Annotated in this window: 14 protein-coding genes; 10 read left to right on the top strand and 4 right to left on the bottom strand. The window is 31.0% G+C overall.

Features of this window, described 5'->3' with window-relative positions:
- The first annotated feature begins 38 nt into the window (after window positions 1–38).
- The 10 genes from FDT66_RS10525 (at window position 39) to FDT66_RS10485 (ending at window position 10,688) form a co-directional block, all read left to right on the top strand.
- Window positions 39–1,430, top strand: a complete 1,392-nt coding sequence (locus tag FDT66_RS10525) for an anthranilate synthase component I family protein (RefSeq protein ID WP_138536280.1) — start codon at window positions 39–41, stop codon at window positions 1,428–1,430.
- 68 nt (window positions 1,431–1,498) lie between these two features.
- Window positions 1,499–2,095: an anthranilate synthase component II gene (locus FDT66_RS10520; RefSeq protein WP_138536278.1), complete on the top strand. Its 597-nt coding sequence runs from the start codon at window positions 1,499–1,501 to the stop codon at window positions 2,093–2,095.
- Between the two features lie 102 nt (window positions 2,096–2,197).
- A complete protein-coding gene (trpD, locus tag FDT66_RS10515; RefSeq protein ID WP_138536276.1) occupies window positions 2,198–3,187 on the top strand; it encodes an anthranilate phosphoribosyltransferase in 990 nt (329 codons plus the stop codon).
- An 87-nt stretch (window positions 3,188–3,274) separates the two neighbouring features.
- Entirely contained in the window at window positions 3,275–3,445 is a 171-nt protein-coding gene (locus FDT66_RS14050) for a hypothetical protein (RefSeq protein WP_171032369.1), read from the top strand.
- 26 nt (window positions 3,446–3,471) lie between these two features.
- Window positions 3,472–3,831 carry a four helix bundle protein gene (locus FDT66_RS10510; protein WP_138536274.1) on the top strand — a complete coding sequence of 120 codons (360 nt, stop codon included), beginning with the start codon at window positions 3,472–3,474 and terminating at the stop codon, window positions 3,829–3,831.
- A 29-nt stretch (window positions 3,832–3,860) separates the two neighbouring features.
- On the top strand, window positions 3,861–4,649 hold the full coding sequence (gene trpC / locus FDT66_RS10505; RefSeq protein WP_138536272.1) for an indole-3-glycerol phosphate synthase TrpC: 789 nt from the start codon (window positions 3,861–3,863) through the stop codon (window positions 4,647–4,649).
- A 2-nt stretch (window positions 4,650–4,651) separates the two neighbouring features.
- Window positions 4,652–5,359: a phosphoribosylanthranilate isomerase gene (locus FDT66_RS10500; RefSeq protein WP_138536270.1), complete on the top strand. Its 708-nt coding sequence runs from the start codon at window positions 4,652–4,654 to the stop codon at window positions 5,357–5,359.
- Between the two features lie 61 nt (window positions 5,360–5,420).
- Window positions 5,421–6,605, top strand: coding sequence for a tryptophan synthase subunit beta (trpB, locus tag FDT66_RS10495; protein WP_138536268.1), 1,185 nt, complete (start codon window positions 5,421–5,423; stop codon window positions 6,603–6,605).
- 58 nt (window positions 6,606–6,663) lie between these two features.
- Window positions 6,664–7,431: a tryptophan synthase subunit alpha gene (gene trpA, locus FDT66_RS10490; RefSeq protein ID WP_138536266.1), complete on the top strand. Its 768-nt coding sequence runs from the start codon at window positions 6,664–6,666 to the stop codon at window positions 7,429–7,431.
- Between the two features lie 86 nt (window positions 7,432–7,517).
- Window positions 7,518–10,688, top strand: coding sequence for a S41 family peptidase (locus tag FDT66_RS10485; protein ID WP_138536264.1), 3,171 nt, complete (start codon window positions 7,518–7,520; stop codon window positions 10,686–10,688).
- A gap of 39 nt (window positions 10,689–10,727) precedes the next feature.
- Here the strand turns inward: FDT66_RS10485 and FDT66_RS10480 are convergent, their stop codons facing one another.
- The 4 genes from FDT66_RS10480 to FDT66_RS10465 are packed head-to-tail and all read right to left on the bottom strand — an operon-like array spanning window position 10,728 to window position 14,824.
- Entirely contained in the window at window positions 10,728–11,369 is a 642-nt protein-coding gene (locus FDT66_RS10480; RefSeq protein ID WP_138536262.1) for a TonB-dependent receptor plug domain-containing protein, read from the bottom strand.
- A 44-nt stretch (window positions 11,370–11,413) separates the two neighbouring features.
- The gene (locus FDT66_RS10475) at window positions 11,414–13,027 is read right to left on the bottom strand and encodes an amidohydrolase (RefSeq protein ID WP_138536260.1); all 1,614 of its coding nucleotides are present in this window, start codon (window positions 13,025–13,027) and stop codon (window positions 11,414–11,416) included.
- A complete protein-coding gene (locus tag FDT66_RS10470) occupies window positions 13,024–13,386 on the bottom strand; it encodes a DoxX family protein (protein WP_138536258.1) in 363 nt (120 codons plus the stop codon). The genes FDT66_RS10475 and FDT66_RS10470 overlap by 4 nt, the downstream gene beginning before the upstream one ends.
- Before the next feature lie 4 nt (window positions 13,387–13,390).
- A complete protein-coding gene (locus FDT66_RS10465; protein ID WP_138536256.1) occupies window positions 13,391–14,824 on the bottom strand; it encodes a M20/M25/M40 family metallo-hydrolase in 1,434 nt (477 codons plus the stop codon).
- Window positions 14,825–14,833: the final 9 nt, after the last annotated feature.

The raw sequence follows: 14,833 nt of genomic DNA, 5'->3' as shown, positions 1-14,833 counted from the left end.
TTTATGCTGAACTTGTTTCAGTATCTATAAAATAAAAGATGAACAATATAAAATTTAAAACAATCCATAAAACAAAAATTGCAGACACAGTAACACCTGTAGGTTTGTACTTACGTTTTAGAGATAAATTTGCAAATACGCTTTTATTAGAAAGTTCCGATTATCATAGTAAAGAAGAAAGTTTTTCTTTTATTGCGATTGATCCAATTTTATCAATGAAAGTAGAAGATTATCAATTTTCGGTTGCTCATAAAGGAACACAGATAAGTTCTCAAAAAATTGATAAAAATTTTTATGAATTATTCGATAAATTCACGAATTCCGTAGATTTAGATTGTCCTGCCGAATTAAAATCATTCAATGGTTTGTATGGGTATTCTACGTTTGATTCTGTTCAATATTTCGAGAATATTCAATTTAAAAACCAAAAAGCACCTTCTGCAATTCCAGAAATGCAATACAGTTTTTATCGATTTATAATTGCTATTAATCATTTTAATGATGAAATGATATTAATGGAAAATATCGAAGAAGGAACAGATTCTCGCATTAAAGAAATTCAAACAATAATCGATGCACAAGCATTTAACACGCAAAAATTTGAAATTGTCGGTGAAGAAACTTCAAATGTAACTGGCGATGAATTTATCGATTATGTTAAAAAAGCAAAATCGCATTGTAAAAGAGGAGATGTTTTTCAATTGGTTTTATCACGCCAATTTCAACAAAAATTTAAAGGCGACGAATTTAATGTTTATAGAGCTTTACGTTCTATAAATCCATCACCATATTTGTTTTATTTCGATTATGGTTCGTTTAAATTAATGGGTTCTTCACCTGAAGCACAGATTAAGATTTCCGCAGGAAAAGCGACGATTAATCCGATTGCTGGAACCTTCAGAAGAACTGGAGATATGGCAGAAGACCTAAAATTGGGTAAAAAATTATCCGAAGATAAAAAGGAAACAGCAGAACACGTAATGTTGGTAGATTTGGCACGAAACGATTTAAGTAAACATGCTGATAATGTGACTGTTGAAGTTTTTAAAGAAGTGCAGTATTTTAGCCATGTAATACATTTGGTTTCAACGGTTAGAGGAAAAATTAAAGGAAATCCAATTGAAATTGTCGGTGACACTTTCCCAGCAGGGACTTTAAGTGGCGCTCCAAAATACAAAGCAATGGAATTAATCGATAAATACGAGAACCAAACACGTGGTTTTTATGGTGGCGCAGTTGGAATTATCGGTTTAGATGGTTCCGTAAATTTGGCGATTGCCATTCGTTCTTTCGTCAGTAAAAACAACGTTTTGTATTCGCAAGCAGGCGCAGGAATCGTAATTCATTCCGACGAAAAAAAGGAATTACAAGAAGTAAATAACAAGTTAGCAGCGTTAAAAAAAGCGTTGATATTAGCGGAAAATATATAATTGGCTGTTCGCTTTTTGCCTTTAGTTATTTGCTGAAAGCCAAGAGCCAAGAGCTAAAAGCTTTAAATATGAAAATATTAATATTAGATAATTACGATTCGTTTACCTACAATTTGGTTCACATGGTAGAGAAAATTACAGGAAATTTTCCTGCAGTTTTCAGAAACGATGAAATCAGTATTGCAGATGTTGGAAATTTCGACATCATTATGTTGTCTCCAGGACCAGGAATTCCAGATGAAGCAGGAATTTTAAAAGAAGTAATTAAAACCTATGCTGGTGTAAAACCAATATTCGGAGTTTGTTTAGGCTTACAAGCCATTACCGAAGTTTTTGGTGGAAAAATTATCAATTTAGACGAGGTTTTTCACGGAGTTGCCACAGAAATGATAGTCACAGATAAAAACGCGACTATTTTTAAAGATGTTCCAGAAACATTTTTAGCAGCACGTTATCATTCTTGGGCAGCAACAGACGAAGGTTTTCCAGAAGAAATTCAAGTAACCGCAAGAGATGAAGATGGTTTGATTCAAGCGATTGAACATAAAATATTTCCAATTTCTGCAGTTCAATTTCACCCAGAATCAATTTTAACAGATGTTGGTGAGCAATTGGTTACTAATTTTATTAATTCCCATCTCAATCTTCCCAAAGGGAAGAAGTAGCAAGTTTGTGGGAAAAGAGAGAATAAATACAGCTATTAACACAAGAGTGTTTTTCCCCTTTGGGGAAAATAAAAGGGGATTTAAATTAAAAGGGCTTTTTTAATGAAAAATATATTAAACAGACTTTATAACCACGAAAGATTGTCTAAAGAAGAAGCAACACAAATTTTAATAGATATTGCAGCTGAGAAATACAATGACGCACATTTAGCTTCATTTATGACTGTTTTTATGATGCGTCCAATTACTACAGATGAACTTTCTGGATTCAGAAATGCATTAAAAGAATTGGCAATAAAAGTAGATTTTTCTGATTATAATACCATTGATATTGTTGGAACTGGAGGAGATGGAAAAGATACATTTAACATATCAACACTAACCTCTTTTATAGTTGCAGGAACAGGTCAAAAAGTAGCAAAACATGGTAATTATTCTGTGTCTTCGCAATCTGGTTCATCAGATATGTTAGAGAGTTTTGGGTATAATTTTACAAATGACGAGAACGTTTTAAAAGAGCATTTAGAGAAAGCAAATATTTGTTTTTTACATGCGCCAAAATTTCATCCAGCAATGAAAGCTGTAGGGCCAACAAGAAAGGCATTGGCATTAAAAACGTTTTTTAACATGTTAGGTCCTTTGGTAAACCCAAGTTCACCTAAAAACCATATGTTAGGGACTTTCAATTTGGAAATTGCACGTTTGTATAATTACATTTTGCAAGAAGAAAATATCAATTACGGAATTATACATGCTTTGGATGGTTATGACGAAATTTCCTTAACAAGCGGATTTAAATTTTTCACCAAAAAAGGAGAACAAATTATAAAACCAGAAGATTTAGGGCAGAAAAGAATTCAGCAATCAGAAATATTTGGAGGAAGTTCTGTTGTTGATGCTGCTAAAATATTTAAAACCATTTTAGAAGGAAAAGGAACAGATGCTCAAAATAATGTAGTATTAACAAATGCGGCTTTTGCATTAACCATTGTTGATGATGCAAAGTCTTTTGAAAATGCTTTTGAGGAAGCAAAAAGTTCGCTTTTCGGGTTGAAAGCAAAGAACACGTTAGAGAAATTAGTAAGTTTATAAGTACGATATCTCCTCGAGCGCAGTCGAGAGGTTAATTTAGGTCTCGACTGCGCTCGACCAGACAAATAGATGTTTTAAGAAAGTAATATGGCAAAAAAGAAGAACAATTTATTTTTAATTATTCCAGCATTTTTATTAATGGGAGTGGCAATTGGAATACAAACTAAAGAATTATTTAAGCATACAATTGTAGGCTTAATTGTTGGAATAATTGTTTTCTTTTTTTTAAGATATAGAAATAAAAGATTGAATAATTAACAATTACGAATTATTAATTATGAGTGATGAAAAAGGATAACATAATTCAAACTAAAAGCTATAATTTTGCAGTTAGAATTGTGAAATTATACAAGCATTTATCGCAAGAGAAGAAAGAATTTGTATTAAGTAAACAATTATTACGCTCAGGCACTTCAATAGGAGCAAATGTTGAAGAAGCAATTGGAGGACAAAGCAGAAAAGATTTTTTCGCCAAATTAACAATAGCTTACAAAGAAGCAAGAGAATCTCATTATTGGATTCGTTTATTAAAAGATACCGATTTTTTATCAGACAAAGAATCAGAATCTTTAACTACAGATATAGAAGAAATTTTAAAAATTATCGGAAGTATTCAAAAAACAATTAGAAACACAAATTCGTAATTCTTAATTTAGAATTCATAATTATTTATATGACAATTTTAGATAAAATAATCGCATTTAAAAAGAAGGAAGTTGCTAAAATAAAAGCAGAAATTCCTGTAAAGAAACTGGTAGAAAGTCCTAGTTTTGGAAGAACCACTTTTTCGTTAAAGAAATCTCTATTAGAAGTGGGGTCTACAGGAATTATTGCAGAGTTTAAAAGACAATCACCATCTAAAGGAATTATTAACGATACTGCAACAATTGCAGAAGTTACAAACGGATATTTAGATGCAAACGTTGCAGCACAATCTATTTTAACAGATACTTCCTTTTTTGGAGGAACCATGGCAGATTTAATGGAAGCAAGAGTTATCAATCAACAAAAACCTATTTTAAGAAAAGATTTTATTGTGGATGGATTTCAAATTGTGGAAGCCAAAGCCATTGGAGCAGATGTTATTTTACTAATTGCTTCTTGTTTAACTTCAAAAGAACTAAAAAACTACGGAAATTTAGCGGTAGATTTAGGTTTAGAGGTTTTGTATGAAGTGCATACACAAGAAGATTTAGATAAGATTAATGATTTAGATAATAAAATTATAGGAATTAATAATAGAAACTTGAAAACATTTGAAGTTGATTTAGAACATTCTATTAAGCTATCAAATCAAATTCCTGATACTTGTGTAAAAGTTTCTGAAAGTGGAATTTCTGATCCGAAAATTATTACCGGATTAAAAGAATTTGGTTTTCACGGTTTTTTAATTGGAGAAAATTTTATGAAAGAAGAAAATCCAGGAGAAGCTTGTCAAGAATTTATAGATCAAATTAGATAAGTATGAAACTGAAAGTTTGTGGAATGAAATTCACAGAAAATATTCAACAAGTTGCAGCAATGCAACCTGATTATTTGGGTTTTATTTTCTATGAAAAATCAAAAAGAAATTTTGAAGGAATTATTCCTGAACTTCCAAAATCAATTAAAAAAACGGGTGTTTTCGTAAATGAATATAAAGAAATTGTAATTTCTTTAGTAGAGGAATATGGTTTAAACGCTATTCAATTGCACGGTGATGAAACCGTTGAATATATAAAAGCATTAAAATGTCAGTTCGAGCGCAGTCGAGAACTAAAGATAGAGGAGAATAAAAATATCAAAAAGAAAAAAAATCAACATAAAATTCCTAAAAACGAAGTAGAAATTATAAAAGTGTTCGGAATAAAAGATGAATTTAATATTGATGTTTTAAAACCATATTTAGAAGTTGTAGATTATTTTTTATTCGATACCAAAGGAAAAGAAAGAGGAGGAAATGGAACAAAATTCGATTGGTCTGTTTTAGAAAAATACCCTTTTAAAAAACCATTCTTTTTAAGTGGTGGAATTGGATTAGAGGATCTGGATTCGGTTAAAAAAATATTAGATTCAGATTTACCAATTTATGCGTTAGACGTAAACAGTAAATTTGAAAGTGAACCTGGAATTAAGAAAATAGAAGAGTTAGAGAAGTTTAAAAATAACGTCATTACGAACGGAGTGAAGTAATCTGTTTACTTATAAATAGATTGCTTCGTAAACTCGCAATGACTGACAGAAAATAAAAAATATGAAATCAAAATTCAGCCCAGATAAAAACGGATATTTTGGACAATTTGGAGGCGCATTTATTCCAGAATTGTTGTATCCAAATGTGAAAGAATTAGAAGATAATTACATCCAAATTATTGAGTCTGATGAATTTCAAACCGAATACAAATCACTATTAAAAGATTATGTTGGTAGACCAACACCTTTGTATTTGGCAAAACGTTTGTCCGAAAAATATGGCGCTCATATTTATTTGAAACGAGAAGATTTAAATCATACAGGAGCACACAAAGTGAATAATACTGTTGGTCAAATTCTAATCGCTAAAAAATTAGGAAAAACAAAAATCATAGCAGAAACTGGTGCTGGTCAACATGGAGTTGCTACAGCAACAGTTTGTGCATTGATGGGATTAGATTGTACTGTTTTTATGGGCGAAAAAGATATTGAACGTCAAGCTCCTAATGTTGCCAGAATGAAAATGTTAGGCGCAAAAGTAGTACCTGCCACAAGTGGTTCAAAAACTCTAAAAGACGCCACAAACGAGGCTATAAGATATTGGATTCAAAATCCAGAAACGTTTTATTTAATTGGTTCTGTAGTTGGTCCACATCCACACCCAGATATGGTTGCAAGATTACAAGCGATTATTTCTGAAGAAATGAAATGGCAATTAAAAGAAAAAACAGGTAAAGAAAATCCAGATACAATTATTGCTTGTGTTGGTGGAGGTTCTAATGCTGCTGGTGCTTTTTATCATTACATGGATGATGAAGATGTAGAATTAATTGCAGTAGAAGCAGCTGGTTTAGGGGTAAATTCTGGCGAAAGCGCAGCCACTTCTCAATTAGGAGAAGTAGGAATTATTCATGGTAGTAAAACTATTTTAATGCAAGACGAATATGGGCAAATTGTAGAACCCTATTCTATTTCTGCAGGTTTAGATTATCCAGGAGTTGGTCCTTTACATGCTTTTTTATATGAGAGCAAAAGAGCAATATTTATGAATGCAACCGATAAAGAAGCGTTAACTGCAGCATATGAATTAACCAAAATAGAAGGTATTATTCCTGCTTTGGAAACTGCTCATGCTTTGGCTGTTTTACCAAAAATGGATTTGAAAAAAGATCAAGTTGTAGTAATAAATTTATCTGGAAGAGGAGATAAAGATTTAGAAACATATATTGAGCATTTAGATAAATAGTAAAAAGTTTTGGATTTGTAAGCCAACAACTAAAAACTATAAACCAACAACCAAACATATGAATTCAATTCAACAATTATTTCAACAAAAAGATAAAAACCTTTTATCTATATATTTTACTTGTGGTTTTCCAAAATTAGACGATACTACAAAAGTAATAGCAGCTTTAGAAAAAAGTAAAGTAGATTTTATTGAAGTGGGTTTGCCATATTCAGATCCTTTAGCAGATGGACCAACCATACAAGACAGTAGTCACAAAGCGTTACAAAACGGAATTAATTTAGACATTGTTTTTGAGCAATTAATGACCATAAAAGAAACCAATAAAACACCTTTGGTTTTAATGGGGTATCTGAATCAAATGTTAAAATATGGTGAAGATAAGTTTTGTGAAAAAGTAATTGATTGTGGAATTGATACGGTAATTATTCCTGATTTACCAATGGTTGAGTTCGAAAATCATTACCAGCTGTTGTTTGATAAATATGGATTGACAAACGTTTTTCTAATCACACCAAATACAGAGCAAGAAAGAATTAAAAAAATAGATAGGTATACCAAAGCATTTATTTATGTAGTTGCATCTTCTTCCATCACAGGTGCAAAAGGTGAAATCTCTAAAGAGCAAATTGCTTATTTTAAAAGAATTAAAGCCATGAATTTAAAAAGTAAATTAATTGTAGGTTTTGGAATTTCAGATAAATCAACTTTTAATACAGCTTGTCAATTTGCAAATGGTGCTATTATTGGTTCTGCTTTCATCAAAAATTTAGATAAAAACGGAGTTGATAAAATAGATGATTTTATACAACCAATACTTAATTAATGAAATCTTAAAAATTTCTTAAAGAAAGAAAACCATTAGGGTAATAGTATTGTAAAGTTTAATTTAGTTGTTTAAAAACCAGCAAAATGACTAAAAAAACTTTACTACTTCTAACCATTTTATTGAACGTTACTTTCCTTTTTGGGCAAGAAACCCTAGTAAGAACACCAACAATTAGTCCAGATGCCTCAAAAATGGCCTTTGGTTTCGATGGTGATATTTGGGTTTTAGATTTGGCTACAAATCAATCTAAAAGATTAACCATTCATCAAGCTTACGAAAGCAACCCTATTTGGAATACAGAAAGTAATCAACTAGTGTTCAATTCTAATAGAAAAGGATACACAAAACTATTTAAAACCAATTTAAATGGTGGTGTTCCAGAACAATTAACTTATTATCCAACAACAGATACACCTAGTTTTTGGAATGCTGATGGAGAAATTATTTTTTCCAGCAATCGAATTTTCAAAGGAACAGAAAGAGAATCTTCAATTTATGCAGTAAACGAAAAAGGAGGAACTCCAAATCGTTTTATGACTGCTTTAGGAAGTCAAGCAAGCATTTCTCCAAACGGAAATTTTGTAGCTTTTGTGAAAGGAACTTGTAGAATTTCAAGAGAAGATTATAATGGACCTGCACAAAGAGATATTTGGATCTATAACTTAAAAACCAAAGAATATCATCAAATTACCACAAGTAAAAAAAACGATCACACTCCACTTTGGGATGCACAAAATAATCTTTATTACATAGGGGCAGAAAGTGGTAGATACAATATTTACAAAACTTCCTTAAATGTAAATGGAACTAAAAAAGGAGCAGAAACTCAATTAACAAACTTAAAAACAGATGGTGTTTTATCTTTTTCTGTGAGTAATGATGGAACTATTATGTACAATAGTGGTATCGAAGTTTTTAAAATGCAAAATGGAGCTACTCAAAAAATAAACTTGAATTTAGCTACAGATAATAGATTTCAGCTAGAAGAAACCAAAACCACTACAAGTAATATTAGTGATGTAAGTGTTTCACCAAATGGAAAATTAGTTGCATTAAGCATTAATGGAGAAATTTTTGTCAAAGAAAATGATAAAGAAAAAACAAGAACAAACAATGTGAGTAATCACACTTTTAAAGATGAAAGTCCTTTTTGGATAGATGATAATACATTAGGATTTGTATCAGACAGAAATGGACAAAATGAACTGTATAGAGTAGTTTCTTTAGACGAAAATGTAAACTTAAGTAGAAGTTTAAAGACAGAAGTTACACAACTAACAAAAAGTGAAATTGATGTTTTTGAACCATTATTATCTCCAAATGGTGAGAAAATTTCTTACAGAGTTGGAAGAGGGAAGTTGGTAATAGCAGATGTAAAAGATGGTAAAATAACTAAGCCTAAAACGTATTCAGATTCTTGGGCAGCTGCAAGAGGTGTTTCTTGGAGTCCAGATAGTAAATACATTGCATATTCTCAGCAAGATCTAGATTTTGATAGCGAAATTTTTATTCAATCTGTAGAAAACCCATCAACAAAAATGAATGTTTCTATGCATCCAAGATCAGATGTTGCTCCAGTTTGGAGTCCAGATGGTAAAAAATTGACTTTTGTTTCCAATAGAGCAGGAGATAGAGGAGGTATAAATTATGATACTTGGATGGTTTGGTTGCAAAAATCTGATTGGGAAAAAACAAAAGCAGATTTTAAAGACGGTGCTTATTATCAACCAAAAGAAGAAAAATCGAAAGATAAAAAAGAGAAGAAAGAAATTATTGTAAAAATTGATGAAGACAAAATTTACGATAGATTAGTACAATTAACAAGTTGGGCTGGTAATGAATATGGAGCAATGTTTAGTTTAGACAGTGAAAGTGTTTACATATCTGCTACAAACCCTGCAACCAATCAAAACGGATTTTATAAAGTTGAAATTACTGGAGGAACACCAAAAGAAGTGAAAGGAGTTTCTAATATTGGGAATTCAAGTTTGCATAAAGAGACCTTGTATTATGCTTCTAGAGGAAAATTAAAATCATTAAATTTAAAGTCAGATAAAGTTACTTCTTTTAATCATTCTGCAACTTACACAACAAATTTTCAAAAGCTTAACGAACAAGTTTTTGAAGAAGGAGTAAGAGCAATTACAGCTGGTTTTTATGATCCTAATTTTCATGGTTATGATTGGGATAAAATCGTAAAAAGATATAGACCTTGGGTGTTAGCTGCATCAACCAAACAAGATTATACATTTATGTTCAATAACATGTTAGGACAGCTAAATGCAAGTCACATGGGATATAGAGGCAGAACTCCAGAAGAAACTTTTAACGATAATGTTGGTTTGCTAGGTTTAGATGTTTCGAATGTTAAAAACGGAGTAAAAATAAATTATATATTACCAAATTCGGCAGCAACAAAAAGCAATGTTTCTTTAAATGTTGGTGATGTAATTGAAAAAGTAAATGGAAAAACAATCGATAAAAACACCAATTTTTATAGTTTACTAAAAAATACTTCTGGTGATGAAATTTTATTAACCTTATCCAACAATAAAGACGTAGTTGTTAGAACACAAAGCACAAGAGCAATCTCTACACTTCGTTATGAAGAGTGGATTAATTCTCGTAAAAAGTTAGTTGATGAATATTCAAATGGACAATTGGGTTATATTCACATTCAAGGGATGAATTTACCAAGTTTTGAGCGTTTTGAAAGAGAATTAAAAGCTTCTGGTTATGGTAAAAAAGGAATTGTTATTGATGTTAGAAACAATGGTGGTGGATGGACTACAGATCGATTAATGGCAGTTTTAACAGTGCAACAACATGCATATACAGTACCAAGAGGAGCTACAAATAACTTACAAAGAGATAATAAAAAATTTGCAGAGAATTATCCTTTTAATGAAAGAGCATTGTTGTCTGTAAACACAAAACCTTTAGTTGCCTTAGCAAATCAAAGTAGTTATTCCAATGCAGAAATTTTTGCTCATGCATTTAAAAGTTTCAACTTAGGAAAGTTGGTTGGACAACCGACTTTTGGAGCAGTAATATCTACAGGATCACAAAGATTACAAGATGGTTCTATAAGAATGCCTTACAGAGCTTGGTATGTAAAAGAATCTGGAATGAACATGGAACATGGACCAGCAGTTCCAGATTATTTAGTTGAAAACAAACCTGGTTGGAGAGCTAGAGGAGAAGATGAACAACTTAAAAAAGCAGTTGAGGTTTTACTCTCAGAAATAAAATAAATAAAAAAAAGTTGAAACTTATTAAGTTTCGACTTTTTTTTAAAGTGCTGTTTTAACTTCAATAACACCATTGGCACCTCTAATGCCATAAACTGCTGTTTCTGGACCCTTTAAAATTTTTATGCTTTTTATAGTAGTTGGAACAATATCTCCAAAAGTTGTTTCGTTAACTTGAACTCCATTAAGTACAAGTAGGGGTTGTGTATTTCCATTAATACTTCCAGCTCCTCTTATAGATATTCTATTATTTGTGTCAATATTTACACCAGCAACTTTACCTCTTAAATAATCATAAATATTTCTAAATTGTTGAGCACCACCACCTACTTGGTTTGAATTACTGGGAACAATATCTAATTTAACATCTTTATCACCTCCAACAATCATATAAATGTTTTTTTGACCCACATATTTTACTTTTTTAATGCCATGTAATACAGAAAATGCAGCAATTTCATTAGGTCTTTTTTTTAACTTAATCTTAAATATACCTTTAGAGTTTGCTACTCTTTTTTGTTTGATATCATCAATTAGAATAACAGCACCAGGTATAGGCTTATTTGTGTCATCTTTTACAACAACTGTTAAATCTATTTTTTCTTGAGAAGAAACTCCTAGATAAAAGAAAAGTACTAAAACTGAGATGATTTTTTTAAATATTTTCATAACTACTAAATTCATAATTTTATTTTAACAAATTTAATTGTTTTTAAATTAATAAAATGTTAAAAAACTTTTTTACCATTTAAGTATGTAGAAATTGCTCTTGTTTTTGGTATTTCATTGCTTGAAACTTTCATGATATTCTGATTTAAAATTGCAAAATCAGCAAATTTACCTACTTCAATACTTCCTTTTTCATCTTCTTCAAAATTAGAATAAGCAGCCCAAATAGTCATTCCTTTTAAGGTTTCTTCTCTACTTAATGCATTTTCCATTTGAAAACCGTTTGTAGGAAAACCTTCAGCATCTTGCCTAGCAACTGCAGCATAAAACGTTAAAAACGGATTTACTTGTTCTACTGGAAAATCTGTACCTAAAGCAATTTTACCATATTTATTTAGTAAATCTTTAAAAGCATAAGCTCCTTTCATTCTTTCTGCTCCAACTCTATCTTTTGCCCAATACATATCAGAAGTTGCATGTGTAGGCTGAACTGAAGGTAAAATATTATCGAAATGAATAAAATCTTCTTCAGAAATTATTTGTGCGTGTTCAATTCGCCAACGTCTATTTTTAGCATCTTTTAAAACATTTTTGTAAGTTTTTAACATCCAAGTATTTGCAGAATCTCCAATAGCATGTGTATTCATTTGATAATCGGAATTTGCAATTTGTTTTGCGATTTCTTGATATCTTTCTGGTGAATAAATCAAGGCTCCAAAATGATTTTCTCTATCTGAATATGGTTTTCTCAAGGCAGCACCTCTAGAACCTAAAGCGCCATCACCATACACTTTAAAAGATCGAACATTCAGTTTATCAGTTTTTATGATTCCTTTTTTGATGTAATAATTAATTTGTTCTTGATTATCTCCAGAAACCATTGCATACACACGCATTTTTAAATCATCAGTTTGTTGTAAACTATCAATCAATTCAATCGTATTTCTGGATAATCCAGCATCATCAACTGTTGTTAATCCATAAGAAAAAGATATTTTTTGTGCATCTAACAAACCTTGAATTGCTTCTTGTTTTGAGGTTGATGGGAATTTGATAAAATCCATGGCAGCATCAATTAAAACCCCTGTCATTTTACCGTTTTTAACAATAATTTCACCACCAGAAACTGGAGTATTTTTTGTAATACCAGATAAATCAATTGCTGCTTGATTTACCAAAAGCGCATGACCATCCACTCTTCTAATTGCTACAGGAATTGTTGGAAATAAAGAATCTAATTTTTGCTTAGTAGGAAATTCTTTCACTTCCCAATCGTTTTGATCCCAACCACGTCCTGTAATAAATTTGGTGTTTTTTTCTTTTTGAAAAGCAACTAATTTTTGTAAGACTTCATCATAACTTTTTGTGCCTTCTAATGATACTTTTTGTTGTTGCAAACCCATTCTGTAAAAATGGCAATGAGCATCTATTAAACCAGGAACAATTGTTTTATTTTCAGCATCAATAATGTTTTTTGATGTGAAGTTGCTTTGAATTTCTTTGTTAGTTCCTACTGCTATAAACTTTCCGTTTTTTACTGCAAAAGCTTCTGAATTTTCAAAATTATTATTAACTGTATAGGTATTAGAATTAATAACAATTAAATCGGCTTCTTTTTTTGAACAAGAAAAAATGAAGAAAGTGATGATTAAAATTGAGATGATATGTTTCATGAATTTATATAAATTAAGTATGCACAATACATTAGTAAAAATTGTAATGGTATTCTAATAATTGCTATTTTCTTTGATCCTATTGCTGGTCTAATTCTTGTGACGTCCCAAATATGAATTGGTAGAAACAGAATCATTAGTATAAAAATACCATAAGCTGCTTCTTTTACACTTTCTGAAAAAAAAAGTCCAAAACCAAGAAGAAACTCTACAACTCCAACAATATAATTTACGGCTTTTTTTGGAAAAAAATCTGGAATAAAATTTTTGAATATTCTTGGTTTTATAATATGCATTATTCCTGCAAAACAGAAAAATACACCGAAAATAATCTTTAAAATTAGAATTGTAATTTCCATAAAATTATGGTTTAACAGGTGTGTTGTTGTACAAATATTTATCCATCAAATAAATTATACTAGCCATTGAAGCACTACCAAGTTCTAATTCACGTTTGTTTACTTTATCAAACGTATCAATACTTGTGTGGTGGTAATCAAAATATCTTTGACTGTCAGGTCTGTATCCAACTAAAGTTACATTTTCTCCTTTTAAAGGACTAATATCTGCACCAGAGCCACCTTTATCAATATCGTGTAAACCATAAGGTGAAAGTAATTTTTTCCAACTTTGTAATAGTTTTGTGTTAGCATTATTTGCATCAATAGAAAAACCTCTTGGAGTATGACCACCAGCATCAGATTCTAAGCCACCAATATGATTTTCTTTATTTTGCTTTGCTAATTCAGCATATTTTTTTGCACCTCTAGTTCCGTTTTCTTCATTCATAAAAAAGACAACTCTTATGGTATTTTTAGGTTTGATATTGTTTTTTTTGAATAAATAAGCTACCTCTAAAGATTGTACAATTCCTGTTCCATCATCATGAGCGCCATCTCCTAAGTCCCAAGAATCTAAATGACCACCAACAACAAAAATATTTTCTGGAGTTTCTGTTCCTTTAATTTCACCAACAACATTAAATGAAGGTGCATCAGGTAAGTTTTTACAGCTTTGTTTGAAGTAGAATTTTAAAGCCGAATTTTTTTTCAAGTCTTCACTTAAAATATTTGCAGCTCTACTGCTAATAGCTGCAGTAGGTATGTATTTTTCTTTTGGTAAGTTTCCATAACTCATGGTTCCTGTATGAGGGTAATCGTCTACAGCATTTGTCATTGAACGAACAATAACACCTTTTGCTCCAAATTTACCACAAACGCTTGCACCTCGAACTCTTTGATCTACACAACCACCATATGCTTTAAAAGTATTGATGAGTGTATTGTCGAAAGGACGATTGAAAAATACAATTTTACCTTCCATTTTATTACCTAAAGCTTGAGCTTCTTCTAAACTTTTCACTTCAATAACTTCTGCTAAAACTCCAGATTTTGGTGTAGCAATTGAAAATCCTAACGCACAAATAGGTACATTTTTTTGAATTCCATTTGTGGTATATGTTGCAATTTCTTTTTCTCCACGAACCCAATGTGGCACCATTACTGGTTGTAGCCAAACTGAATCTAAGCCAACTTCTGTCATTAATTTTGCACCCCATTCTACAGCTTTTGCAGCTTCAGGAGAACCAGACAATCTACCACCAATATTGGTAGTTAAATCACGAAGCCATTCATAAGACTTCCCTTCCATTAAAGCACTGTTGAATAACTTTTTTATGTTTGTTGAATCTGTTTTTTCTTCTGCAGATAATTTATTGGAATCAATAATTTTTTCTTGTTTTTGGTCGCAGGCAAACATCAAGAACGTAAGTAAGGTGAAGAGTAATATTTTTTTCATTTGGTAGTA

Origin of the sequence: Polaribacter aestuariivivens (assembly GCF_005885675.1) — a bacterium.
GTDB lineage: Bacteria > Bacteroidota > Bacteroidia > Flavobacteriales > Flavobacteriaceae > Polaribacter > Polaribacter aestuariivivens.
This window is presented reverse-complemented; position numbering and strand designations above follow the sequence as displayed.